We start from the raw sequence: 24,710 nt of genomic DNA on the forward strand, positions 1-24,710 counted from the left end.
TCCGGCCGGCGCAGGGACCGCAGGCCCGGTGGGCCTGCCTGGGGGGAGGAACGCGTCATGAGAGTCAGCGTCTTCGGGCTCGGCTACGTGGGCTGTGTGTCGGCCGCGTGCCTGGCCGACATCGGCCACGAGGTCATCGGGGTGGACGTGAACCAGGTGAAGGTCGACCTGGTCAACGACGGCAAGGCCCCGGTGGTCGAGGAGCGGATCGGCGAGCTGATCGCCGACGTCACGCGGAGCGGCGCCTTACGCGCCACCGCCGACGTCCACGAGGCGGTCATGAACAGCGAGGTGTCGCTGGTCTGTGTGGGCACCCCGTCGGAGCCCAACGGCAGCCTGTGCACCACGTACCTGGAGCGGGTCACCGAGCAGATCGGCGCCGCGCTGGCCGAAAGGGGTGGGCGGCACACCGTCGTGTTCCGCAGCACCATGCTCCCCGGCACCTGCCTCAACCTGCTGGTGCCGATCCTGGAGAAGGCCGTCGGCGGCACGGCCGGCGTGGACATCGGGGTCGCGGTCAACCCGGAGTTCCTGCGCGAGGGCACGAGCGTGCGGGACTTCTTCGACCCGCCGAAGACCGTCATCGGCGAGCTGGACTCCGCCAGCGGCGAGGCGGTGATGGAGCTGTACTCGGGACTGCCCGGCGAGGTGTTCCGGGTGCCCATCCCGACGGCGGAGGCGATCAAGTACGCCGACAACGCGTTCCACGGCCTCAAGATCGGCTTCGCCAACGAGCTGGGCGCGGTGTGCCAGGCGCTGGGCGTGGACTCGCACCAGGTGATGGACGTGTTCCTGGCCGACCGCAAGCTGAACATCAGCCCCGCCTATCTGCGGCCCGGCTTCGCCTTCGGTGGCTCCTGCCTGCCCAAGGACCTGCGCAGCCTGGTCCACGCGGCGCAGCGGGCCGACGTCTCGGTGCCCATCCTCTCCCACGTGCTGCCCTCCAACGCCGACCATCTGCAGCGCGCGGTGGAGCTGGTCGAGCGCACCGGCAAACGCCGGGCGGGCCTGCTCGGCCTGTCCTTCAAGCCCGGCACCGACGACCTCCGCGAGAGCCCGCTCGTCGAGCTGGCGGAGCGGCTCTTCGGCAAGGGGTACGACCTGCGGATCCACGATGCCAATGTGAGCCTGTCCCGGCTGCTCGGCGCGAACCGCGAGTACATCGAGACGCGGCTGCCGCACCTCGCGCAGCTGCTCGCGGACTCCGTCGAGGAGGTGCTCGACCACGCCGAGGTGTGCGTGGTCGGGACCAGGGACCCGGCCGTGCTGTCGGCACTGCCCCGCGGCGCCGGCGGCCCCGTGATCGTCGATCTCGTCCACCTTCCCGACGCCGAGGCGCGCCGGGCCGAACCGGGGTACATGGGCCTTGCTTGGTGACACGGCGTCGAACGACGCGAAGGGCGGCGCCCGGCCGGAACGGCGCGCGCTGATCCTGGTGGAGAACCTGTCGGTCCCGTTCGACCGGCGGGTGTGGCAGGAGTGCACGACGCTGCGCGACGCGGGCTGGACGGTTCACGTCATCTGCCCCCGGGGAACGAAGCGGGACACGGAGCCGGAGGCGGAGATCGACGGGGTGCGGATCCACCGCTACCCGCTGCGCGCGGCCACCGGAGGGCCGGCGGGCTATCTGCGGGAGTACGGGGCGGCGTTGTGGCACACGGTCCGGCTGGCCCGGAAGGTCGGCCCGGTCCACGTGGTCCACGCCTGCAACCCGCCCGACCTGCTGTTCCTGCCCGCCTTGTGGATGAAGCGGCGGGGTGCGCGGTTCGTCTTCGACCAGCACGACCTGGTTCCCGAGCTGTACCTGTCCCGGTTCGGCCGCGGCGAGGACCTGCTCTACCGCGGTGTGCGCGCGCTGGAGCGGCTCACCTACCGGGCCGCGGACGTCGTGATCGCCACGAACGAGAGCTACCGGGACGTCGCGGTGCGCCGCGGCGGCCTGCGTCCGGCGGACGTCTTCGTGGTCCGCAGCGCTCCCGACGTCGCCCGGTTCCACCCGGTGCCGCCCGAGCCGGAGCTGAAGCGCGGCAAGCCGCATCTGCTGTGCTACCTCGGCGTCATGGGCCCCCAGGACGGCGTCGACTACGCCTTGCGGGCCCTCGCGAGGCTCCGCGACGACCTCGGGCGGACCGACTGGCACGCGGTGTTCGTCGGTGCCGGCGACACCTTCGACGAGATGGTGGAGCTGTCCCGGCGGCTCGGGCTCGCGGAGCAGGTGCAGTTCACCGGGCGCATTCCGGACGCCGACCTGGTGCGCTACCTGTCCACCGCGGACGTGTGCCTCTCCCCCGACCCGCGCAATCCGCTCAACGACGTGTCGACCATGAACAAGGTCCTTGAGTACATGGTGATGGGCCGGCCGATCGTCTCGTTCGACCTCCGGGAGGCGAGGGTCTCCGCGGGCGACGCGGCCGTCTACGCGCCCGCCAACGACGAGACCGAGTTCGCCGGGCTCATCGCGCTGCTCCTCGACGACCCGGAGCGACGGGAGCAGATGGGCAAGCTCGGCCAGGAGCGGATCGGTGGGGAGCTCTCCTGGCGGAACTCCCAGCGGTCGCTGCTCGCCGCCTACGCCGCCGCCTGCGACGGCCGCATCCCGGTGCCGCCGGCCGGCACGTCAGTACAGGGCGGGAGCCGCACCGTTGAGCGATGACACCATACGTCTGGTCACGATCGGGCGGATGCTGCGCCGGCGTCGGCGGCTCTTCGCCGTCCTCGCCGTGGTGGGGGCACTCGTCGGCTACGGCGCCTCCCTGCTGTTCCCGCCGAGGTACACGACGTCGGCATCCGTCCTCCTGCCCGGGCAGTGGGAGCAGCGCGAGCTGCTGACCCAGGCGGAGATCGCGACCAGCTCGGAGGTGGTCGACCGCGCGGCCGCCGCGCTGCACTGGAGCGGCGTGGACGGCATCGACCTGCGGGACCAGGTGGGAGCCAAGGCCACCGACGGGAACATCATCAAGATCTCGGGTACGGCCGACAGCCCCGGGCGCGCGCAGCGGCTCTCCGACGAGGTGGCCCAGCAGTTCGTCTCCTTCGCCGCGCGGATCGCGGGCGACAACACCGGTTCCGACGCGGCCACGGAGTCCGAGGTACTGCGGCAGCAGGTCGTGCAGACCAACCGCCGCATCACCGATCTGGCCGACTCGGCCGACCCCGGACGGACCGTGGAGAGCGTGCAGGCCCGCACCGAACTGGCGAAGCTGCGTACCACGCTGGCGGACGCCATGAACAAGCTGGAGCAGGCCGACGGGGCGACGGGCAAGGCCAACCTGGTCGTCATGGGGCCGGCGGCCCGGCCGACCGGCGAGGCCCCGCCGACGCGGGTGCACCTCGTCGTGGGCGGGGCGGTGCTGTTCCTCCTGCTCGCGGTCGTCGGCCATCTCGTCACCGCACGGATGAATCGCCGTCCGCGCACCGGCCAGGAGATCGCCGGGGCGCTCGGCTCGGCGCTGCTGGGTACCGTCGACGTACCCGCCGAGCGGCCGGCGCCCCGCCCGGAAGGCCGTGGCCGAGGAGCCCGGATCGGCGGCCTGCTGGGCATCGACACACCGTGGGACACGCCGCCCCCGCAGGCGTCCGGCGACGAGGCGGGCAGGCGGATCCGCTACCGGCGGGTGTGCGCCCGCCTCCGGGACCGGCTGCCGGCCCCTCGGCGGCTGCTGGTGGTCGTGCCGGACGGCGACGAGACCGCCCGTCGGGCCGCCCGGCAACTCGTCGCGGAGGCCGGGAGCGATGCGCTGCTGCGGGTGGCGGAGGTCCCGGTGGACCGGCCGATGGTGCCTGATCGCGACGCCGAGTCCGGTGCCCTGGTCGTGCTCGGCGCGGGCAGTCGGACCGCGGGAGAGCTGGCCGGCATCGCCGAGGCCTGTGCGGACGCCGGGCACGAGGTCGTCGGTGTCGTCGTCGCCACCACCGTCCTGGCCCCCCGGGCCCGGGCGGCTGCGCGCCCTCCGCGTCACACGGCTCCGGCGGTCGCGGTCGGCGACGACGCGAGGGGAGGTTCGGCGTGACGACGGACAGGACCGCGGACGCTCCGGCCGCCGCTCCGCTGCTGGACCTGCAGCCGCTGGTGGTGGCAGTGCGCAGGCGCCGCCGCCTCTGGTGCTCCCTGGCGACGCTGGGGCTGGTGGCCGGCGGGGCGCTCGCCGTGCTCCTGCCGCCACCACCGACCGCGGTGACGAAGGTGCTGGTCGCCCACAAGGAGGACCAGCCGAACGACACCGGAACGCTGATCCGCACCGACGTCGAGCTGCTGAGGACGACGCGGATCGCCGAGGCGGCCCTGAAGTCCCTCAAGTCCCCGGAGAAACCGGAGGACTTCATGGCGGACTACCGGGGCACCGGCCTCACCAACAACCTGCTCGAGATCACCGTGTCCGGCGACAGCGACGCTCAGGCCGTGGCCCGGGCCGAGGCACTGGCCGAGGCGTTCATCGCGGACCACGTCCGCCGGATGCGCGCGACCGCGGACGCCGAGTCCAAGGCCCTGCTCGAACAGCGGGAGCGCACGCGGGACGAACTCGCCGAGGTCAACAAGGCGATCGGGGACCGGTCACCGGAGAGCGATCCGAAGGCGTCGGCGAGCCTCGAATCGCTCTTCGCGCGCCGGGCCGAACTCAGTTCACGCGTCGCCGACTTCGACCAGCGGGCCGCGGAGGCGCGTACCGGCACACCCGGGATCGTCTCCGGCACGCAGATCGTGGACGCCCCCCGCGCGGTGCGCCACTCCCTGCCCAGGACCGCTGTCACCAACGCCGGGATCGGACTCGTCCTCGGACTGGTCCTCGGGCTCGTGACTGCGGCGGTCGGCTCCCTGGTGGCGGACCGCCCCGTGCTGCGCCGGGAGATCGCCGCGCACCTCGGGGCCTCGGTCATCGCGGAGCTGCCCCGCCGGGGGTCGCCCTGGCTCTGGCGGCGCCGGCGGATCCGGGCGGCGCGCTCACGGCTCACCACGTCCCTGGCCCGTACCGTGCGCGGCTCCGCGGAACCGGTGTCGCTGCTGGAACTGGGGTGTGCGCGCAGCGCGGGCGTGCTCGCCCTCGACCTCGCGGCGGCACTGGAGGCGCGGGACGGGCAGGAGCGGGTGGTCGTCGTCGACGCCCTGCCCGGCCTCCCGCTCGCCCGGCGCCGCCCGAAGCCGGGAGACCCGCCCGTGATCGGCGGCGAGGGCACCGCCGCGGCCGGTCCGGAGCAGGAGCGCAGGCTCTGCGTCGGCTCGGTGGCGCCGGGCACGGCGTGGACCGATCTGCCGCACCTCGGCAGCCGTACCGTGCTCGTCGTCCGTGCCGGGCACGGCAGTGCCGCCTGGCTGCACACCGTGGCACGGCAGCTCGCCGACCAGCACGTCACGGTGATCGGTGTGGTGCTGATCGACCCCGATCCACGGGACCGGACCGACGGCACGCTGTGGGATGGGCAGGCCCACGCGCTGCGCGGCCGCAGCGAGCGGCCGAACGGGACCGAACGACAGCGGACGGAGCGGCTGCCGATGCGGGCGACGCGGGTCCCGGACAGCGACCAGGAGGGGCGATAGGACATGTGTGGCATCGCAGGCACATACCGATGGCCGGACGGGAAGGCCGTGGCCGACCGGCTGACCGACGTCCTCGCCCACCGCGGCCCGGACGGGGCGGGCCGCTACAGCCACCCCGTCGGTGAGGGCGAGGTGCACCTCGGGCACCGCCGGCTGGCCATCATCGACCTGACCGATACGGGCGCCCAGCCGATGGTGTCGGGGGGCCTCGTCCTGACGTACAACGGCGAGCTGTACAACGCGCCGGAGCTGCGTGCCGAGCTGTCGGCCTCCGGGGTGCGCTTCCGCGGTACGTCCGACACCGAGGTGCTGCTGGAGGCGTGGCGGCGCTGGGGCACCGACTGCCTGCCCAGGCTGCGCGGCATGTTCGCCTTCGGGATCTTCGACGAGCGGACCGGTGAACTGGTCCTCGCCCGCGACCAGCTCGGCGTCAAGCCGCTCTTCCTGCTCCGGCGCGGCGAGGGCCTGGTGTTCGCCTCCGAGCTGAAGGCGCTGGCCGCCGTGACCGGCGGCTCGCTGGAGGTGGACCACGGGGCGCTGGTCGCCTCGCTGCTGTACTACTGGGTGCCGGACTCGCGCTGCGCGTTGCGCGGGGCGGAGAAGCTGCCGCCGGGGAGCTGGCTGCGGTGCCGGCCCGACGGCCGGGTGGAGCGCGGCCGGTACTGGAACCTGAAGGACGTCGCCGCCGAGGGCCGGGAGCGGGCGCTGAGCGGCGAACGGCCGGACGTCGCGGCCGTCGTGGAGGAGTCGACCCGGCGGCACCTGCTCTCCGACGTGCCCGTGGCGACCTTCCTCTCCGGCGGGCTGGACTCCAGCTACCTGACCGCGCTGGCCGCCCGCGACCGGCCCGGGATCTCCGCGTACACGATCGGGTTCCGCGCCGAGGACGCCAGGTTCGAGGCGATGCCCGACGACCTGCGTCACGCCCGGAGCGTGGCCGAGCGGTTCGGCGTCGACCTGCACGAGATCGAGATCGCACCCGACGTGCTCGACCTGCTGCCCCGGATGACGTACCACCTGGACGAGCCGATCGGCGATCCCGCGGCGATCAACACGTTCCTGATCTGCGAGGCCGCCCGGGAGGCCGGGGTCAAGGTGATGCTCTCGGGGATGGGCGCCGACGAACTCTTCGCCGGGTACCGCAAGCACCTGGCCAACCTGCTCGCGCTGCGCTACCAGCGCGTCCCGCGTCCCCTGCGGCGCGGCGTGTCGGCGGCCGTGGACCGGCTGCCGGTCGCCACGGCCCGTCGCGGGTACCGGTCGGTGCGCTTCGCGAAGCGGTTCCTCTCCTTCGCCGAACTGCCCGAGGAGACCGCGTTCCGGCGCAGCTACACCATGTACGACCGGGACGAGCTGCTCGCCCTGGTCGATCCCGACCTGGCCGGGACGGTGGAGGACGTGCTGACCGAGCACGCCGACGTGTATCAGGACAACGACCTCGACGACTTCGTCAACCGGATGTGCCTGGGTGACGCCCGGATGTTCCTGCCGGGTCTGAACCTCGCGTACACGGACCGGTCGAGCATGGCCGCGTCGACCGAGGTGCGGGTGCCGTACGTGGACGTCGAGGTGGTCAAGGCGGCCTTCGCCGTACCCGGTGACCAGAAGATCGCCGGACGTCAGGGCAAGGCGGTCCTCAAGGAGGCGGCCGTCTCGGTCCTGCCCCGGGAGATCGTGTACCGGCCCAAGGGCCTGTTCAGCGCTCCGCTGCGGGCCTGGATGAGCCGCGATCTGGCACCGCTGGTCCGCGAGGTGGTGCACGACGGCGAGCTGGTCCGGGCCGGGTTGCTGCGCCGTGACGCGCTGGCCCGGCTGGTCGCCGAGGACGCCGCCGGGCACCGGGACTACTCCAAGCATCTGTGGCACGTGCTGACCCTCGAGTACTGGTATCGCGGCGCGCTCTCCGGGGCCGGCCAGCACTCTCCCTCGACGGCGTAGAGACAAGAGGACTTCGGTGAAACAGGTTGTGCAGAACTACAAGAGCGGCGAGCTGACGCTGCTCGACGTCCCGGTGCCGGGGTGCAAGCCGGGCGGTGTGCTGGTGCGGAGCGCCTACTCGCTGATCTCCACCGGGACCGAGCTGATGAAGGTGTCCGAGGCCGGCATGTCGATGGTCGGCAAGGCCCGCTCCCGGCCGGACCAGGTCGCCAAGGTGGTGCAGAGCGTGGCCACCAACGGCGTGCCCGCCACCTACCGCAAGGTGATGGGGAAGCTGGACTCCTACACGCCGCTCGGCTACTCGCTGTGCGGGGTGGTCGAGCAGGTCGGCGCCGGGATCGACGACGTGTCCGTGGGTGACGTGGTGGCGTGCGCGGGCAACGAGCACGCGCTGCACGCCGAGGTGAACTGGGTCCCGAAGAACCTCTACACCCGGGTGCCGGACGGCCTCGCGCCGCGGCACGCCGCGTTCGGCACCGTCGGGTCGATCGCGTTGCAGGGCGTACGCCGCGGGGAGCCCCAGCTCGGCGAGGTGGCGCTGGTCGTCGGCCTCGGGCTGATCGGTCAGCTGGTGGTGCAGTTGCTGGCCGCTTCGGGGGTGCGCGTGGTCGGCGCCGACCCCGACCCGGCGCGCTGCGAACTGGCCGAGCGCCTGGGCGCGGCGGCCTGCGGCGCCCCCTCCTCACCGGCCGTGGCGAACGCCGTCGCCGAACTCACCGGCGGTCACGGTGTGGACCAGGTGTACCTGGCGGCGGGCGGCGCCGGCAACGAGCCCGTCGAGCTGGCCGCCCGGCTGAGCCGGGACCGCGGCCGGGTCGTCGACATCGGCAAGTGCAGCCTGGACCTGCCCTGGAACGCGTACTACGAGAAGGAGCTGGACGTCCGGTTCTCCCGCTCGTACGGTCCCGGCCGCTACGACCCGGAGTACGAACTGGAGGGGCGCGACTACCCGATCGGCTATGTGCGCTGGACCGAGCGTCGCAACCTGGCGTGCTTCCTCGATCTCGTCGCCCGGGGTCGCGTGGACGTGGAACCCCTGGTCTCCCACACGGCCGACTTCGACGACGCCGTCGAGACGTACCAGCGCCTGAAGGACGGCGGTCTCAAGGCCGTGGCCGTGCTGTTCCGGTACCCCGGACACAAGGAGGAGACGGTGGTCCCGGAGCTGACCGTGCCCGCGGTGCGCCGCGGTGGCGGGGCCCCCGCACCGGCCCGGTCCGGCAAGGCACCGGTGCGGGTGGCGTTCGTCGGCGCCGGCAACTACGCGACGTCGATGCTGCTGCCGCACCTGGCGCGGCGCGAGGGCGTCGAGTTGTCCACGGTCGTCACCACGACAGCACTGTCCGCGGCCAACGCGCAGCGCAAGTTCGGCTTCGCCGAGGCGACCACGGAACTGGACGCGGTGCTCGACGACCCGTCCGTCGACGCGGTGTTCGTGGTCACCCGGCACAGCTCGCACGCCGAGCTGACCCGAAGGGCGCTGCTGGCCGGCAAGGCGGTGTTCGTGGAGAAGCCGTTGGCGCTGACCGAGGACGAGCTGGCCGGTGTGCTCGCGGCGGTGGAGGAGTCGGGCAACGACCGGTTGCAGGTGGGCTTCAACCGCCGGTTCGCGCCGCTGCTGCTGGAGGCGCGGGAGCGGTTCGGCGCGCGGACCGGGCCGGCGAGCCTGCGCTACCTGGTCAACGCGGGCCGGCTGGAGCACGGCAGCTGGTACCTCCAGCAGGGCACCCAGGGCTCGCGGTTCGCCGGTGAGGGCGGGCACTTCATCGACACGGCGAGCCGGCTGCTCGACGCCGACCCGGTGTCGGTGTACGCGACGGCTACGCCCGGCAACGAGGACCTCCAGGTGGTGCTGGGCTACCCGGGCGGCTCGACCGCCACCATCAGCTACCTCACGACCGGCCCGTCGGGGTTCCCCAAGGAGACGCTGGACCTGGTGGCAGACGGCCGGGCGCTGCGGCTCGACGACTTCGTCCGTGCCTCCGTCTACGACGGCGGCCGCAAGCGCTGGGTGAGTTCCCGGTTGCCGAAGGCGCGGGACAAGGGCCAGAACGCCGAACTGGCAGCGTTCGTCAGGGCCGTGCGGACCGGCCGTCCGATGCCGGTGCCGCTGGAGTCGCTGGTGGCCACCACCACGGCCACCCTCGCCGTAGGGACCAGTCTGGCCGGCGGCGCGCCGGTCACGTTGGCGGCGGCGCGATGACCGCGAAGGCGGGGAGTCCGGGCTGGTACCTGCGGCGGCTGTCCCGGATGGGGCCGCGGGAGGTCGGCGGCCGGGCGGGCGACGCCCTGCGCAGGCGGCGCTGGCGGTCGGCGCCGCCGCACTGCCCCACCGTGACCGGCGCCCGGTTCACCGCGGTGCTGCCCGCGGGGACGGTCGCCGCGGTGGAGCCGGACGCCGCGAAGCGCCTCGTCGCCGAGGCCGACCGGCTGATGGCCGGGCACGTCGAGTACTTCGGGGTGGTCCGCGACGACCTGGCCGACCCGGACTGGTGGTACGACCCGAAGACCGGGCGCCGGGCTCCCTGGGGCTACGCCTTCGGGGTGCCGTACCGGGACGAGGAGGTGGTCGGTGACATCAAGCAGATCTGGGAGCTGTCCCGGCACCAGTACCTCACGGTGCTCGCCGCCGCCTACGCGATCACCGGCGACGAGCGGTACGCGGAGCGCGTGGCCGGCCATCTGCGGTCGTGGTGGGCGGCGAACGCGCCGCTGCACGGGGTGCACTGGACGAGCGGTATCGAGCTGGGGATCCGGCTGCTGTCGTGGGTGTGGGTCCGCCGGCTGCTCGACGGCTGGCCGGGCGCGGCGGAGCTGTTCGAGGGCAACCCGGTGGCGCTGAACCAGATCTGGCACCACCAGCGCTGGCTGGCGGCCTTCCCCAGCCGGGGGTCCTCGGCCAACAACCACGTGATCGCCGAGGCCGCCGGGCAGTTCGCGGCGTCCTGCGCCTTCGGGTGGTTCCCCACCTCGGCGCGGCTTCGGGCCGACGCGCTGCGGTCCCTGGAGCGGCACCTGCGGGGCAACACCTTCCCCTCCGGCCTCAACCGCGAGCTGGCCACCGAGTACCACGGGCTCGTGCTGGAACTCGGCCTGGCCGCACTGGCGGAGGCGGATCTCGCCGGCGTGCCGGTGCCGCCGACGGTCCGGCTGGTGCTGCTGCGGATGACCGACGCGCTCGCGGCGACCGTCGACGACCGGTTGCGGCCGCCGCGCCAGGGGGACGCCGACGACGGCCACGGTCTGGTCGTGGACGGCGCGGGCACCGACCGCTGGGGCTCGCTGCTGGCCACCGGGGACGCGGTGTTCGGGCGGCGCGCCTGGTGGCCGGAGGTGACCGGAACCGACGTGCGCACCCCGCTGCTGGCCGCGCTCGTGCGGCCGTACCCGCAGGACGGAGCCGTGCCGCCGGTGACCCGCCCGGCGAGCCGCCCGGCCCACTTCGCCGACGCGGGGCTCACCGTCCTGCGCGGACCGGACGGGATCTGGTGCCGCTGCGACGGCGGTCCGCACGGGTTCCTGTCCATCGCCGCGCACGCGCACGCGGACGCGCTGTCCGTGGAGGTCCGGCAGGACGGCGTCGACGTGCTGGCCGACCCCGGGACGTTCTGCTACCACGGGGAACCCGTGTGGCGGCGGTACTTCCGGTCCACGCTCGGGCACAACACCCTGCAGCTGGACGACGCCGACCAGTCCGTCTCCGGCGGCCCGTTCCTGTGGACCCGGCACGCCCGCAGCCGGGTGCTGGACGCGGACCCGTCCGGGGCCCCGGACGGGGGGACGGCCCGCTGGTGCGCCGAGCACGACGGATACCAGCGCTCCGTGCACCGCCGCCGGGTGGAGCTGACGGCCGCGAGCCGGGAGCTGAAGGTGGTCGACGAGGTGCGCGGCCCGCGCCGGTCCGTGCGGCTGGCCTTCCACCTCGGTCCGGCGATCACCGCGGACCTGACGGGGAGCCGGGCCGCCCTCAGCTGGACCCGGGACGGCGCGGAGCGCTCCGCCGTGCTCGACCTGCCCGCGGAGCTGAGCTGGCGCGCGCATCGCGGCGAGACCGATCCGCCGCTGGGCTGGTACTCCCCCGGTTTCGGGCGCAAGGAACCCGCCACGACGCTCGTCGGCACCGGCTTCTCCGACGGCGCCGAGGGGTTCACCACCGTACTCAGGTTCCACGGCTAGGGGGCCGCGTGGGGATCAAGTGGCGGCGCTGGGCGTTGCCTGCCGCACCGCTGGCGCTGACCCTGCTGGCGGCGACCGGCTGTGAGAGCACGCAGGCCGCACGGCCGGAGCCGACCGCCGCGCCGACCGCGTCGGTGGCCCGCGTCTGCGCCGAGCCGGCCGCCGGGCCCGCGAAGGCGCCCGCGGGCGCGGTGACGGTGGACCCCGCGGTCGCCGGCGATCTGGCCGCGAAGACCAGGAAGAGTCCGCCGAACACCACGTTCTGGCTCCGTCCGGGCACCCACCGGCTCCAGCCGGACCGCTACGCGCAGGTCGTCCCCAAGGAGGGGAACCGCTATCTCGGTGCCCCGGGCGCGGTACTCGACGGCCGGAAAACCAACCAGTACGCGTTCGGCGGCACCGCCCGCGACGTGACCATCCGCCACCTGACCGTGCAGGGGTTCGTCGCACCGCACGACGAGGGCGTGGTCAACCACGACTCCGCCGACGGGTGGGTGATCGAGCACGCGACGATCCAGCACAACTCCGGTGCCGGGCTGATGGCCGGTGCCCGCCAGCAGGTCCGCGCCAGTTGTCTGCGCGGCAACGGCCAGTACGGCATGAACGCGTACAAGGGCGGCGGCGGCATCACCGGCCTGGTGGTCGAGGGCAACGAGATCACGGGCAACAACAGGGACGACTGGGAGCGCCGGCGGCCGGGCTGCGGCTGCACCGGAGGCGTCAAGTTCTGGGCCGTCGACGGCGCCGACGTCCGCGGCAACTGGGTGCACGACAACCGCGGAGCCGGACTGTGGGCGGACACCAACAACAACGACTTCCGCATCGAGGGCAACGTGCTGGAGGCCAACGACGGAGCCGCGCTGATCTACGAGACCAGCTACAACGCCGTCGTCCGCAAGAACACGATCCGGCGCAACAACTGGGTCGAGGGCCGCAGGTACGCCGACCGCGGCGACAGCTTCCCGCTCGCGACCGTCTACGTGTCCGAGTCCGGCGGCGAACCGCGGATCCGGGCCCGCACGGACAGGATCGAGATCTACGGCAACACGCTGGAGAACAACTGGTCCGGGATCACCCTGTGGGAGAACGCCGACCGGTTCTGCAACAGTCCCGCCAACACCTCCTCCGGTGAGTGCACGCTCCTGGTGAAGGACACCGACCGGTGCGCGCGGCCGGCGATCGCCACCGCGCCGCTCTACGCCGACTGCCGGTGGAAGACCCAGCGGGTGGACATCCACGACAACCGCTTCGTGCTGGACAAGTCCGTCGTCGGCTGCACGGCGCTCTGCGACCGGATGGCGGTACTGGCCAACTACGGCACCTACCCGGACTGGTCGCCCTACCAGGGCGAGCGCGTGGCGGAGGCGATCACCGGCGAGCAGCACAACCGCTGGTACGACAACGTCTACCTCGGCGCGTGGACGTTCGTCGCCCACGACCCGAGCCGCACCCTCGACTCCGGACAGTGGCAGGGCATGCCGTACCGGCAGGACGAGGGCAGTACCTTCCGTGCTCGGGACGGTGGTTGAGATGGCCACCGAGCAGACCACGCCGAGGACCGTGGCGACGGTCTGGGGGCTGCTGGTCCTCAACACGCTGGGTTCCACGGGGGCGGTGACCGTCGTGCCGCTCCCCCGCTCCCTCATCCAGATGGTCACCATGGGCGCGCTGGTCGCCGCGTTCGCGCTGGCGCTCGTGGTCAACCTACGGCTGCGCGTCCGGGCAAGCTCCTTCCTCCTCCTGCTCACCCTGCTGCTGGTGCCGAGCGTGATCTCCAGCCTGAGCCTGGAGTCCGGGTTCGGCGCGTTGTTCCGCTGCGCCCGGCTGGCGCTCTTCCTCGCCACCCTGTGGCTGCTCAGCCGCTGGTGGGACGGCGGCACGACGTTCGTCCGGCACCACATCCGGATGTATGTGGCGGTCCTCGGGACGGTGGCCGCCGGCGCGGTCGTCTCACCGGGCAAGGCCTTGCCCGACCTGTACGGCGGGCGGCTGGTCGGCGCCCTGTGGCCGCTCACCCCGCCGCAGATCGGACAGTACGCCGCGGTGGTCATCGGCCTGACCGTGCTGCTCGTGCTCGGTCACCGCACCGACCGGACCAGTGCCGCGGTCGTCGTCGTGCCCGCACTCGTCCTGCTGATGCTGACCCATACCCGGACGGCCACGCTCGGTCTGCTCGTCGGGCTGGCCCTGGCGATCGGCTCGCTCGTCCTGACCAGCGCCGCCGCCCGGCGGTTCTTCATCCGGGCCGTGGGGTGCGCCGCGCTGGCGGCGGTGGTGTTCGGCTCCGCGCTGCACGCGTGGTTCCTGCGCGGCCAGAGCGAGGAGAACTTCACCAGCCTCACGGGGCGGGCCAAGGTGTGGGACGCCCTGCTGGCGGCTCCCCGAACGACTTCTGAGTACCTATTCGGCGCGGGCCTGGGCGACAAGTCCTTCGGCGGGCTGCCGATCGACAACAGCTGGCTGGCGGTCTACCACGAACAGGGCGTGACCGGCGTGGCACTCGTCGCGGGCATGGTCGTCGCCCTGGGCGCCGTCGCGTTGCTGCGGCCGCCCTCGCTGTCGAGGGCCTGCGCGATCTTCCTGATCAGCTACTGCGCGATCGCGTCGTACACCGAGGCGGGGCTGGGCGACGCCTCGCCGTATCTGCTGCATCTGGCCGTGGCCGCGTCGCTGCTGGCGACTCCCGCCCCGGCGGCCACTCCCCTCCCGGCCCGGGGAGCCCCCGGCCGACACGTACCGCGATGGGCCCGCAGCACACCGGAGGTGACCTGAGATGCACGTGCTCGTGGCGCACAACCGCTACGCCTCGGCGCAGCCGAGCGGGGAGAACAAGGTCGTCGACCAGGAGGTGGCACTGCTGCGCGGGGCCGGACACCGGGTCGAGCTGTTCGAGCGGCGCAGCGACGAGATCGCCGCCCGGTCGTTGCCGGGCAAGGTCGCGGTGCCGCTCCTCGTGCCGTGGAATCCGGCGGTGCGGGCGCAGCTCACCGCGCGGCTCCGTGCCGAACGGCCGGACGTGGTGCACATCCACAACGTCTTCCCGCTGCTGTCGCCGGCGGTGCTGGCCGCCTGTGCCGACGCGGGGGTGCCCGCCGTCGCCACGCTGCACAACTACACCCAGGTGTGCCCGCCCGGCACCCTGCAACGGGACGGCCGGCCGTGCACCGAGTGCGTCGGGTCCGGTCCGCTGCCCGCGGTCCGGCACGGCTGCTACCGGAACTCCCGGCTGGCGACGGTGCCGCTCGCGGTCAGCATGTCGGTCAACCGGCGGCGCTGGTGGTCCGGCGTGGAGCGGTTCTTCTGCATCTCCGCGGCGCAGCGCGACGTGCTGGTGGGAGCGGGCATGCCGGCCGAACGGCTGTCGGTGAAGCACAACTTCGTGCCCGACCCGGCCGTCCGGCGGGCCGGCCCCGGCGAGCACCTGCTCTTCCTCGGCCGCCTCGCGGAGGCCAAGGGGGTGCGGCTGCTGATGGCCGCGTGGGACGAGATCGCCGCCGGTGGTGGCGTGGGCGTACCTCTCGTGATCGCCGGCGCGGGGCCGCTGGAGCGGGAGGTGGCCGCCTGGGCGGCGGACCGGGCCGACGTGCGGTACGTCGGACTGTACGACCCGGCCCAGTGCCGGGAGGCCGTCGCGCGGTCGGTGGCCGTGGTGGCGCCGTCCACCTGGCTGGAGGCGTTCGGCCTGGTGGTCGTGGAGGCGATGGCCGCGGGGGTCCCGGCCGTCGCCGCCGGTCACGGCGCCTTCGTCGAACTCGTCGAGGACGGGGTGAGCGGGCTGCTGCACCGGCCGGGCGAGCCCGCCTCGCTCGCGTCGTGCCTGCGCCGGATCACGGCCGAGGCGTCCCGCAACCGGGAGATGGGACGGGCGGCCCGGCTCCGCTACGAGCGGGGCTTCAGCCCGGTCGTCGGGCTGGAACGCCTGTTGGAGGGGTACCGCGCCGCGATCGCGGATCGGTCAGCACTGGCCCGGGGCGGGCGCGCCCGCGCGGGCAGGGGGGATGGGAACAGCACATGACAAGATGCCGACTCTGCGGCTCCGAGGCGACGGAGAGCGTCGTCGACCTGGGGGCGACACCACCGTGCGAGAGCTTCCTCTCGGCGGAGCAACTGGCCCAGCCGGAGCCGACATACCCGCTGCACCTGCGGGTCTGCACCGACTGCTGGCTGGCGCAGATACCTCCGCTGATCACGCCGGAGGAGACGTTCACGCAGTACGCGTACTTCTCCTCCTACTCGACCTCCTGGGTGGAGCACGCGCGCGCCTTCGTCGCCGACGCCGCGGCGCGGCTGGATCTCGGCCCCGCCGCCTTCGTGGTCGAGGTCGCCAGCAACGACGGGTACCTGCTGAGGCACGTGACGGACCGCGGGATCCGCTGCCTGGGCATCGAGCCCTCGGTGAACGTCGGCGCCGCGGCGCGGGAGGCCGGTGTGCCCACGCTCACGGCGTTCCTGGACCCGGAGACCGGCACCGCGGTCCGCTCGGAGCACGGCCCGGCGGACCTGGTCGTGGCCAACAACGTGTACGCGCACATCCCCGACGTGGTCGGGTTCACCCAGGGGCTGCGCGCCCTGGTCGCCGACGACGGCTGGGTCTCGATCGAGGTGCAGCATCTGCTGACGCTGATCGAGGAGAACCAGTACGACACGATCTACCACGAGCACTTCCAGTACTACACGGTCGCGTCCGCGATCCGGGCGCTGGCGAGCGGCGGGCTCGCCCTCGTGGACGTCGAGCTGCTGCCCACGCACGGCGGTTCCATCCGGCTGTGGGCCCGCCCGGCCGAGGTGGCGGGCGAGCCGACCCGGCGGGTGGCCGACGTGCTGGCCCGGGAGAAGGCCGCCGGGCTGCAGGAACTGTCCGGGTACACCGAGTTCTCCGCCCGGGTGGCCAAGGTGCGCCGGGACCTGCTGCGGTTCCTCGTCGAGGCGGCCGAGCGCGGCGAGACCGTGGTCGGCTACGGCGCGCCGGGCAAGGGCAACACCCTGCTCAACCACTGCGGCATCCGGCCCGACCTGCTGCCGTACACGGTCGACCGCAACCCGTACAAGCACGGCAGGTTCACCCCGGGCACCCGCATCCCGATCCTGCCGCCCGAGCAGATCGGCACCGACCGGCCGGACTACGTCCTCGTCCTCCCCTGGAACCTGCGGAACGAACTGGTCGAGCAGTTGTCCTTCGTACACGACTGGGGCGGCCGGCTGGTCTTCCCCATTCCGGAACTGAGCATTGTCGAGGTCAAGCGATGAAGGTCGTCCTGTTCTGCGGCGGTTACGGCATGCGGATGCGCAGCGGCACCTCCGACGACGTGCCCAAGCCGATGGCGATGGTCGGCCCGCGCCCGCTGATCTGGCACGTCATGCGGTACTACGCGCACTTCGGGCACACCGAGTTCATCCTGTGCCTCGGGTACGGCGCCCACCACATCAAGGACTTCTTCCTCAACTACGAGGAGACGACGTCCAACGACTTCGTCCTGCGCGGCGGCCGCACCGAGCTGCTGTCCACGGACATATCCGACTGGACGATCACGTTCGCGCAGACCGGCATCGAGTCGCCGATCGGGGAACGCCTGCGCCGGGTGCGCCACCACCTGGACGGCGACGAGATGTTCCTCGCCAACTACGCCGACGTGCTCACCGACGCCCCGCTGCCGGAGATGATCGACCGGTTCGCCGCGCGCGACGCCGGGGCGTCGATGATGGTCGTGCCGCCGCAGTCGTCGTTCCACTGCGTGGAGCTGGGCGAGGACGGTCTGGTGGGAGGCATCACCGCGGTCGGCGAACTGCCGCTGTGGGAGAACGGCGGCTACTTCGTGCTCCGTCAGGAAGTCTTCGACCACATACCGGAGAACGGCGACCTGGTCGCCGACGGATGCGCCCAACTGGCCAAGCGGGGAAGGCTGGTGGCGCATCAGCACCGCGGTTTCTGGAAGCCCACCGACACGGTGAAGGAGCGGGCCGCCCTCGACGCCGCCTACGCCCAGGGCGACCGTCCGTGGGCCGTGTGGGAGCGGGCCGGCGTCGGAGCGCACGCGTGATCGGGCTCGGGGCCGGGCCCCTGGACCGGATCGTCGCGGTGGGCGCGCACTGCGACGACATCGCCATCGGTGCCGGCGGCACCCTGCTCACGCTGTGCACCGCGCGGCCGGGTGTCCGCGTCGACGCGCTGGTGCTGTCCGGCGGTGGCGGCGAGCGGGAGCAGGAGGAGCAGGCCGCGCTCGACGCCTTCTGCCCGGGCGCCGATCTGCGGCTGACCGTGCTCAAGCTGCCGGACGGCCGGATGCCCGCGCACTGGGAGGAGGCCAAGGCCGCGGTCGAGGAGCTGCGCGGGCGGACCGAACCGGATCTGGTGCTGGCGCCGCGTACCGACGACGCGCACCAGGACCACCGCGGCCTGGCGGAGCTGATGACCACCGCCTTCCGCGACCACCTCGTGCTCCGCTACGAGATCGCGAAGTGGGACGGCGATCTCGGGCGCCCGGTGGCCTACCAGCCGCTGTCGCCGGAGATCGCGGAGCGGAAGGTACGGCTGCTCCAGGAGCACTACCCCTCGCAGCGGCACCGGCCCTGGTACGACCGGGAGGCCTTCCTCGGTCTCGCCCGGATCCGCGGCATCGAATGCCAGGCGCGCTACGCCGAGGCGTTCGCCGTCACCAAACTCGTTCTCAACCTGGGGGGTTGAACAACCTTGCGCGTACTGCTGACCGGACACCAGGGCTATCTGGGCACCGTGATGGCGCCCGTCCTCACGGCCGCCGGGCACGAGGTCGTCGGTCTCGACGCCGGCCTGTTCGCCGACTGCCTGCTGGGCCCGTCGCCCGAGGACCCGCCCGGGCACCGGGTCGACCTGCGTGACGTCACCGCGGAACACGTCAGCGGGGTGGACGCCGTGATCCACCTGGCCGCGCTCTCCAACGACCCGCTGGGCTCCCTGGCGCCGGAGCTGACGTACGACATCAACCACCACGCGTCCGTGCGGCTGGCCCGGCTGGCCCGCGACGCCGGGGTGCGGCGCTTCCTGTACGCGTCGACCTGCTCGGTCTACGGCGCCGCGGGCGGCGGCGAGCTGGTGGCCGAGGACGCCCCGCTGCGGCCGGTGACGCCGTACGCGGAGTCCAAGGTGCGGGTGGAGGACGACCTGCACGCGCTGTCCGACGGCGACTTCAGCCCGGTGTACATGCGCAACGCCACCGCGTTCGGCCATTCGCCCCGGCTGCGCGCCGACATCGTGCTGAACAACCTGGTGGGCCACGCGCTCCTGTCGGGCGAGGTGCTGGTGCTCTCGGACGGCACCCCGTGGCGTCCGCTGGTGCACGCGGTGGACATCGCCCGGGCCTTCACGGCCGCGCTGACCGCGCCCCGGGAGGCGGTGCACGACCGGGCGTTCAACATCGGCAGCGAGGTCAACAACGTCACGGTCGCCGAGATCGCCGAGCAGGTCGCGGCGGCGGTGCCGGACTCACGTGTGGTGATCACCGGGGAGACCGGTGCCGATCCGCGGTCGTACCGGGTGGACTTCTCCCGGTTCCGCGCGGCGGTCCCCGGCTTCGACTGCGAGTGGACGGTCAAGCAGGGCGCGCTCGAACTCGCGGACGCCTACCGGAAACACGGGTTGACCAGGGAGGACTTCGAGCGCCGCTTCACCCGGCTGGCCGTGCTGCGGGCGGCCGCCGACGCCGGCTCCGTGGACGAAACCCTGCGGTGGCGCGGATGACGACGGCCGGCGCGCAGCCGGGGACGGCGGTCGGGGAGCGGATGCACGCGCTGGTGGAGCGGATGTATCCGCTGTGCCGGAGCATCACGGGCGACGGGGTGCGGGCCACCTTGGAGATCGTGGGCGAGTACCTGCCGCTGCGGGTGCACGAGGTGCCGACCGGGACGCAGGTGCTCGACTGGACGGTGCCGCAGGAGTGGAACATCCGCGACGCGTACATCGCCGACGCGCACGGCAACCGGGTCGTCGACTTCGCCGCGTCCAGCCTGCACGTGCTCGGCTACAGCGTCCCGGTGTCGGCGACGATGCCGCTCGCCGAACTGCGCGCGCACCTGCACACCCTGCCGGACCACCCGGCCTGGGTGCCGTACCGCACCAGCTACTACAAGCCGGACTGGGGTTTCTGCCTGGCCCAGGACACCCTGGACGCGCTGCCGGAGGGCGACTACGAGGTCCGGATCGACTCCACCCTCGCGGACGGCCACCTCACCTACGCCGAGCACGTGGTCCCCGGGCAGGTCCCCGACGAGGTGATCGTCTCCTGCCACGTGTGCCACCCGTCGCTGGCCAACGACAACCTGGCCGGCATCGCGGTGGCGACGTTCCTGGCGCGGGAGCTGGCGGAACGGACGCCGTACTACACGTACCGGTTCCTGTTCGCGCCCGGCACCATCGGCGCCATCACCTGGCTGGCCCGCAACGCGGAGCGTGTGGAACGGGTCAGGCACGGCCTGGTGCTGGCCTGCGCGGGCGACCGGGGCAGGCTGACCTACAAACGGAGCAGGCGCGGTGACGCGGGCATCGACCGGGTGATGCGGCACGTGCTGGAGGCCTCCGAACGCCCCCACCACGTCACCGAGTTCACGCCGTACGGCTACGACGAGCGCCAGTTCTGCTCGCCCGGCTTCGACCTCGGCGTGGGCTCGCTCACCCGCACCCCGTACGCCGGCTACCCCGAATACCACACCTCGGCGGACAACCTGGACTTCGTCTCCCCCCGGGCGATGGAGGACACGCTCGCCGTCTGCCGCGAGGCGTTCGCCGTGCTGGACCGCGACCGGCGGTACGTCAACCTCAGCCCCTACGGCGAACCGCAGCTGGGGCGGCGGGGGTTGTACGACTCGCTCGGCGGCCGCAGCGATGCCAAGCAGGCCCAGATGGCCATGCTCTGGGTGCTCAGCCTCTCCGACGGCGAGCACGGTCTGCTGGACATCGCCGAGCGGTCCGGGCTCCCGTTCGACACGGTCGCCGACGCGGCCGACGCCCTGCACGGCGCAGGGCTGCTCAAGGCATGACGCCCATGACCACCGGAGGGAAGAAGACGACGACGGCCTCGGCGGACGAGGCCGGACCCCGGCGCAGCGGCACGCGGGCCATGGCGGGCATGGCCGGCCGGCTGTCCTGGGGACTGGCCGACCAGGCGGCCTCCAGCATCTCCAACTTCGCGGTGGGGATCTACGTGGCCCGCTCGCTGGGGCTGACCGCGTTCGGCGTGTTCAGCCTGGCCTGGGTGACGTACGGCGTGGTGCTCAGCGTCTCGCGCGGGCTGGCCACCGACCCGCTGGTGGTGCGCTTCAGCGGCGTGCCGGAGGCGTCGTGGCGCGCGGCTGTGGCCCGGTCGTCGGGCACCGCGCTCGGCGTCGGTACCGCCGTCGGAGCGGTGTGTCTGGTGGTCGGCCTGGGCATGGGCGGCCGCGTGGGGCCCGCGTTCGCCGGCCTCGGCCTCATGCTGCCGGGGCTGCTGTTGCAGGACGCCTGGCGGTACTCGTTCTTCGCCGCCGGCCAGGGGCGCAAGGCGTTCGTGAACGACGTCGTCTGGGGTGTCGCGCTCGTCCCCGCCATGGTGGTGGCGGCCCGTGTGGGCAGCGTGACCGCGTTCGTGGTCGCGTGGGGCACGTCCGCCGCGGTGGCCGCCGTGTACGGCTGCTTCCAGTCCGGCATCCGGCCCAGGTTCACCGGGGCACGCGACTGGCTGCGCGACCACCGCGACCTCGGCTACCGGTACCTGGTCGAGAATGTCGGCGTCAGCGGCTCCAGCCAGCTGCGGGCGTACGGGCTCGGCGTGATCGTCGGCGTCGGCGCGGTGGGGGTGATCCGGGGAGCCGAACTGCTGCTCGGCCCCTTCCTCGCGGTCCTGATGGGGCTGTCCCTGGTCACCGTGGCGGAGGCGGCCCGGGTACTGCGGGAGGCCCCGCGGCGGCTGGGCAGGTTCTGCCTCCTCCTGGGCGGCGGGCAGGCCGTCGGCGCCCTGCTCTGGGGCGCGGCGCTGCTGCTGGTCCCGGACCGGCTCGGCGAGCTGGTGCTCGGTGACGTCTGGTACGGCGCCTCGGCGATCGTCGTGCCGGTCACGCTCGGTGTCGCGGGCGCCGGCCTCGGCACCGGCGCGGCGGCCGGGCTGCGCGCGCTCGCCGCGGCCCGGCGCAGCCTGCGCTGCCAGCTGTTCGCCTCCGTCTGCTACGTCGGCGGAGGGCTCGGTGGTGCCTTCGCGGCCGGCACGGTCGGTTCCGCCTGGGGCGTCGCCACCGCCGCCGCCTGCGGCTCCGCCGTCTGGTGGCTGCAACTGCGGGCCGCCCTGCGCGAGCGCCACCACCATTCCATCCGTGAAGTGAGGACGCCATGACCGCCCATCCCCGGCTGAGCATCGGCCTGCCCGTGTACAACGGCGAGGAGTACCTCGCCGAGGCGTTCGACGCCCTGCTCGGCCAGACCTACGAGGACTTCGAGCTGGTCGTCTCCGACAACGCCTCGACCGACGGCACCCGGGACATCTGCCGCCGGTACGCCGCGCGGGACTCACGGATCCGGTACCTCAGGCTGCCCAGGAACATCGGCGCCGCGCCCAACCACAACTACGTGTTCACCGAGTGCCGGGGCGAGCTGTTCAAATGGGCCTCGCACGACGACCTGTACGCCCGGGACCTGCTGCGGCGCTGCGTGCAGGCGCTGGACGAGCGGCCGGACGTGATCCTCGCGCACAGCGGCCAGGCCGTCGTCGACGGCGACGGCGAGGTGAAGGTCCCCTACGAGTACGGGCTCGCGACCGACTCGCCGCACGCGCCGGAGCGCTTCCGCAGTCTGCTGTTCGAGCCGGGCGGCGACGACTTCTACGGGGTGATGCGGGCCGACGTGCTGCGCCGGGTGAAGCCGCACGACAGCTACCACCACGCGGACCGCACGTTCGTCGCCGAGATCACCCTGCACGGCCCCTTCCACCAGGTGCCGGAGCTGCTGTACTTCCGCCGCGACCACCCCACCCGCGCCGAGCGGGCGAACCCGGGCAAGCGCGCCCGGTGCGTCAACCTGGACCCGCGCCGGGCGGGCCCGCTGCACCCGACGCCCCGGCTGCTCGCCGAGTACGTCTGGGGCTTCGTCTCGGCGATCCGGCGGGCGCCGTTGTCGGCCGCGGACCGGCGCGCGTGCTACCGCCACCTCGCCGCGTGGATGACCAGCCGGGTCCGGCCCGGTGCCGGTGAGCGGGTCGAGGACCGCGCGCCGGTCGACCCGGGCCGGCTCACCGTCTCCGTCGACGCGCTCGTCGCCGGCCGCGAGGGGAGGAAGGCATGACCGCTGGGCACGGAACGCCGGTGCGCGTCGGGCTGTTCGGGCTGTTCGGCTCCGGCAACGTCGGCAACGACGGCTCCCTGGAGGCGGCACTCGGGTTCCTCCGCGCGGAGCACCCGGAGGCCGTCGTGGACGCGCTGTGCGGCGGCCCCGAGGACGTCGAGAGGCGGTACGGGATCCCCGCGACGCGGCTGAACTGGTACAGCGGCGAGTACCGGACCGCGTCGCGGGCCGGCGCGATCGCGGCCAAGGGGCTCGGCAAACTCGTCGACGCCGTCCGCACCGCGGTCTGGGTGCGGCGGCACGACGTGGTGATCGTGCCCGGCACGGGCGTCCTGGAGGCCACGCTGCCACTGCGGCCGTGGGGTTTCCCGTACTCGCTGTTCCTGCTCTGCGCGACCGGGCGGCTGCTCCGCACCCGGGTCGCGCTGGTCGGTGTGGGCGCGGCCACGATCGGCCGGCGGCCGACCCGGGTCCTGACGCGCTGGTCGGCACGGCTGGCCGCGTACCGGTCGTTCCGGGACGACATGTCGCGTGACGCGATGCGGGCGATGGGCGTGGACACCTCGCGCGACGAGGTCCACGAAGACCTCGCGTTCGCCCTGCCGACACCGACGACGAGCGTGCCCCCGGCTCCGCCGGGCACGGTCTGCGTCGGTGTCATGGCCTTCTATGGCAGCAACGACGACCGGGCCAGGGCAGACGAGATCCACCGGCGCTACCTCGACGGGACGACCCGGTTCGTCGAGGCGCTCGTCGCGGAGGGCAGACCGGTCCGGCTGATCACCGGCGACGGCCTCGACCGGCCGGTGGCCGACGGGATCGTCGACGCGGTGGACTCGCCGTTGGTGACCGTCGCCGAGACTGCCTCGCTCGCCGACCTGATGAAGGAGACTGCGGCCGCCGACACCGTGGTGGCGACCCGGTACCACAACCTGGTCTGCGCGCTGAAGGCCGGCACGCCGACGCTCGCGCTCAGCTACTCGGCCAAGAGCGACGCCCTGATGGCTCGCATGGGGCTGGCCCCGTACTGCCACCCGGCCCGCGAGGTCGACGCCGAGCATCTGCTGGAACAGTTCCGTGAGCTGGAGAAGCGCTCGGCGGAGCTGCGGCTGACCCTCGCCGAGGGGAACGAGGGCGCCGTCCGGCGGCTGGAGCAGCAGTTCACCGTCCTGACCGCGACCCTGTTCCCCTCGACCGGCACCGCCGGCGCCCCCGCCCGACAGGAGACTTCATGAAGGCGACCGCGGTCCCGGAGATCACCGGGGCGTACCTCTTCGAGCCGGTGCCGTACGCCGACGAACGCGGCTTCTTCTGCCGCACCTTCGACGCCGACGTGGTCCGTTCGGTGGGCCTCGACCCGGACGCCTTCGTCCAGGACAGCGTGTCCCGCTCGGTCCGGGGCGTGCTGCGCGGGCTGCACCTGCGCTCGGGGGCCGGAGAGGCCAAGCTGGTGCGGTGCTCGTACGGGCGGATCTTCGACGTCGTGGTCGACCTGCGGCCCGGCTCCCCGACTTATCGCAACGTGGCCACTTTCGACCTGTCCGGCGAGACGCAGACGACCCTGTACATCCCGGCGGGGTGCGCGCACGGCTTCCAGGCGTTGACCGAGACCGCCGACACCTCCTACCGGATCGACCGCCCGCACGATCCGGCCGAGGACGTCACGATCGCCTTCGACGACCCCGAACTCGCCGTCCCGTGGCCGCTGCCGCCCATGTCGATGTCCCGGCGGGACCGGGAGGCGCCGAGCCTCGCCGAGGTCCTGAAGCAGAGAGAGGGCTGAAC

The 24,710-nt window shown here is 73.0% G+C and carries 19 protein-coding genes; all 19 read left to right on the forward strand.

Annotated elements, in window-relative coordinates; translation table 11 throughout:
- The first annotated feature begins 57 nt into the window (after window positions 1–57).
- From ACZ67M_RS16815 to ACZ67M_RS16905, 19 genes are read left to right on the forward strand one after another with little or no spacing between them, the layout of a single operon-like run.
- On the forward strand, window positions 58–1,377 hold the full coding sequence (locus tag ACZ67M_RS16815) for a nucleotide sugar dehydrogenase (RefSeq protein ID WP_469851447.1): 1,320 nt from the start codon (window positions 58–60) through the stop codon (window positions 1,375–1,377).
- Window positions 1,367–2,653, forward strand: a complete 1,287-nt coding sequence (locus tag ACZ67M_RS16820; RefSeq protein ID WP_469851448.1) for a glycosyltransferase family 4 protein — start codon at window positions 1,367–1,369, stop codon at window positions 2,651–2,653. Before ACZ67M_RS16815 ends, ACZ67M_RS16820 begins: the two co-directional genes overlap by 11 nt.
- The gene (locus tag ACZ67M_RS16825; protein ID WP_469851450.1) at window positions 2,643–4,010 is read left to right on the forward strand and encodes a Wzz/FepE/Etk N-terminal domain-containing protein; all 1,368 of its coding nucleotides are present in this window, start codon (window positions 2,643–2,645) and stop codon (window positions 4,008–4,010) included. The genes ACZ67M_RS16820 and ACZ67M_RS16825 overlap by 11 nt, the downstream gene beginning before the upstream one ends.
- Window positions 4,007–5,533: a Wzz/FepE/Etk N-terminal domain-containing protein gene (locus tag ACZ67M_RS16830; RefSeq protein WP_469851452.1), complete on the forward strand. Its 1,527-nt coding sequence runs from the start codon at window positions 4,007–4,009 to the stop codon at window positions 5,531–5,533. Before ACZ67M_RS16825 ends, ACZ67M_RS16830 begins: the two co-directional genes overlap by 4 nt.
- Window positions 5,534–5,536: 3 nt before the next feature.
- Window positions 5,537–7,471: an asparagine synthase (glutamine-hydrolyzing) gene (gene asnB, locus ACZ67M_RS16835; RefSeq protein ID WP_469851454.1), complete on the forward strand. Its 1,935-nt coding sequence runs from the start codon at window positions 5,537–5,539 to the stop codon at window positions 7,469–7,471.
- A gap of 16 nt (window positions 7,472–7,487) precedes the next feature.
- Window positions 7,488–9,674 (forward strand): bi-domain-containing oxidoreductase, encoded by a 2,187-nt coding sequence (locus tag ACZ67M_RS16840; protein WP_469851456.1) that lies wholly within the window; start codon window positions 7,488–7,490, stop codon window positions 9,672–9,674.
- Complete coding sequence (locus ACZ67M_RS16845; RefSeq protein ID WP_469851457.1) at window positions 9,671–11,647, forward strand: heparinase II/III family protein; 1,977 nt, start codon at window positions 9,671–9,673, stop codon at window positions 11,645–11,647. The genes ACZ67M_RS16840 and ACZ67M_RS16845 overlap by 4 nt, the downstream gene beginning before the upstream one ends.
- An 8-nt stretch (window positions 11,648–11,655) precedes the next feature.
- On the forward strand, window positions 11,656–13,176 hold the full coding sequence (locus ACZ67M_RS16850; protein ID WP_385795591.1) for a right-handed parallel beta-helix repeat-containing protein: 1,521 nt from the start codon (window positions 11,656–11,658) through the stop codon (window positions 13,174–13,176).
- Between the two features lies 1 nt (window position 13,177).
- Entirely contained in the window at window positions 13,178–14,419 is a 1,242-nt protein-coding gene (locus tag ACZ67M_RS16855) for an O-antigen ligase domain-containing protein (protein ID WP_469851459.1), read from the forward strand.
- A 1-nt stretch (window position 14,420) separates the two neighbouring features.
- The gene (locus tag ACZ67M_RS16860) at window positions 14,421–15,662 is read left to right on the forward strand and encodes a glycosyltransferase (RefSeq protein ID WP_469851461.1); all 1,242 of its coding nucleotides are present in this window, start codon (window positions 14,421–14,423) and stop codon (window positions 15,660–15,662) included.
- Complete coding sequence (locus ACZ67M_RS16865) at window positions 15,659–16,894, forward strand: class I SAM-dependent methyltransferase (protein ID WP_469851462.1); 1,236 nt, start codon at window positions 15,659–15,661, stop codon at window positions 16,892–16,894. The genes ACZ67M_RS16860 and ACZ67M_RS16865 overlap by 4 nt, the downstream gene beginning before the upstream one ends.
- Entirely contained in the window at window positions 16,891–17,685 is a 795-nt protein-coding gene (locus tag ACZ67M_RS16870) for a sugar phosphate nucleotidyltransferase (protein ID WP_361364460.1), read from the forward strand. Before ACZ67M_RS16865 ends, ACZ67M_RS16870 begins: the two co-directional genes overlap by 4 nt.
- Entirely contained in the window at window positions 17,682–18,329 is a 648-nt protein-coding gene (locus ACZ67M_RS16875) for a PIG-L deacetylase family protein (protein ID WP_361364463.1), read from the forward strand. Before ACZ67M_RS16870 ends, ACZ67M_RS16875 begins: the two co-directional genes overlap by 4 nt.
- Window positions 18,330–18,335: 6 nt before the next feature.
- Complete coding sequence (locus tag ACZ67M_RS16880) at window positions 18,336–19,361, forward strand: NAD-dependent epimerase/dehydratase family protein (protein ID WP_469851464.1); 1,026 nt, start codon at window positions 18,336–18,338, stop codon at window positions 19,359–19,361.
- A complete protein-coding gene (locus ACZ67M_RS16885) occupies window positions 19,358–20,656 on the forward strand; it encodes a DUF4910 domain-containing protein (RefSeq protein ID WP_469851465.1) in 1,299 nt (432 codons plus the stop codon). Before ACZ67M_RS16880 ends, ACZ67M_RS16885 begins: the two co-directional genes overlap by 4 nt.
- Window positions 20,653–21,981, forward strand: a complete 1,329-nt coding sequence (locus tag ACZ67M_RS16890) for an MATE family efflux transporter (protein WP_392238351.1) — start codon at window positions 20,653–20,655, stop codon at window positions 21,979–21,981. The genes ACZ67M_RS16885 and ACZ67M_RS16890 overlap by 4 nt, the downstream gene beginning before the upstream one ends.
- On the forward strand, window positions 21,978–22,925 hold the full coding sequence (locus ACZ67M_RS16895) for a glycosyltransferase family 2 protein (protein WP_385795609.1): 948 nt from the start codon (window positions 21,978–21,980) through the stop codon (window positions 22,923–22,925). Before ACZ67M_RS16890 ends, ACZ67M_RS16895 begins: the two co-directional genes overlap by 4 nt.
- Entirely contained in the window at window positions 22,922–24,160 is a 1,239-nt protein-coding gene (locus ACZ67M_RS16900) for a polysaccharide pyruvyl transferase family protein (protein WP_469851467.1), read from the forward strand. Before ACZ67M_RS16895 ends, ACZ67M_RS16900 begins: the two co-directional genes overlap by 4 nt.
- The gene (locus ACZ67M_RS16905; RefSeq protein WP_392238355.1) at window positions 24,157–24,708 is read left to right on the forward strand and encodes a dTDP-4-dehydrorhamnose 3,5-epimerase family protein; all 552 of its coding nucleotides are present in this window, start codon (window positions 24,157–24,159) and stop codon (window positions 24,706–24,708) included. The genes ACZ67M_RS16900 and ACZ67M_RS16905 overlap by 4 nt, the downstream gene beginning before the upstream one ends.
- Window positions 24,709–24,710: the final 2 nt, after the last annotated feature.

Source organism: Streptomyces sp. NPDC107500, from assembly GCF_055582785.1.

What these genes read in the sequence shown, in the direction of transcription:
- ACZ67M_RS16865 (WP_469851462.1), top strand. Translation starts at nt 15,659, where the DNA reads ATGACAAGATGCCGACTCTGCGGCTCCGAGGCGACGGAGAGCGTCGTC.
- ACZ67M_RS16870 (WP_361364460.1), top strand. Translation starts at nt 16,891, where the DNA reads ATGAAGGTCGTCCTGTTCTGCGGCGGTTACGGCATGCGGATGCGCAGC.
- ACZ67M_RS16860 (WP_469851461.1), top strand. Translation starts at nt 14,421, where the DNA reads ATGCACGTGCTCGTGGCGCACAACCGCTACGCCTCGGCGCAGCCGAGC.
- ACZ67M_RS16905 (WP_392238355.1), top strand. Translation starts at nt 24,157, where the DNA reads ATGAAGGCGACCGCGGTCCCGGAGATCACCGGGGCGTACCTCTTCGAG.
- ACZ67M_RS16855 (WP_469851459.1), top strand. Translation starts at nt 13,178, where the DNA reads ATGGCCACCGAGCAGACCACGCCGAGGACCGTGGCGACGGTCTGGGGG.
- ACZ67M_RS16890 (WP_392238351.1), top strand. Translation starts at nt 20,653, where the DNA reads ATGACGCCCATGACCACCGGAGGGAAGAAGACGACGACGGCCTCGGCG.
- ACZ67M_RS16885 (WP_469851465.1), top strand. Translation starts at nt 19,358, where the DNA reads ATGACGACGGCCGGCGCGCAGCCGGGGACGGCGGTCGGGGAGCGGATG.
- ACZ67M_RS16895 (WP_385795609.1), top strand. Translation starts at nt 21,978, where the DNA reads ATGACCGCCCATCCCCGGCTGAGCATCGGCCTGCCCGTGTACAACGGC.
- ACZ67M_RS16845 (WP_469851457.1), top strand. Translation starts at nt 9,671, where the DNA reads ATGACCGCGAAGGCGGGGAGTCCGGGCTGGTACCTGCGGCGGCTGTCC.
- ACZ67M_RS16900 (WP_469851467.1), top strand. Translation starts at nt 22,922, where the DNA reads ATGACCGCTGGGCACGGAACGCCGGTGCGCGTCGGGCTGTTCGGGCTG.
- ACZ67M_RS16815 (WP_469851447.1), top strand. Translation starts at nt 58, where the DNA reads ATGAGAGTCAGCGTCTTCGGGCTCGGCTACGTGGGCTGTGTGTCGGCC.
- asnB (WP_469851454.1), top strand. Translation starts at nt 5,537, where the DNA reads ATGTGTGGCATCGCAGGCACATACCGATGGCCGGACGGGAAGGCCGTG.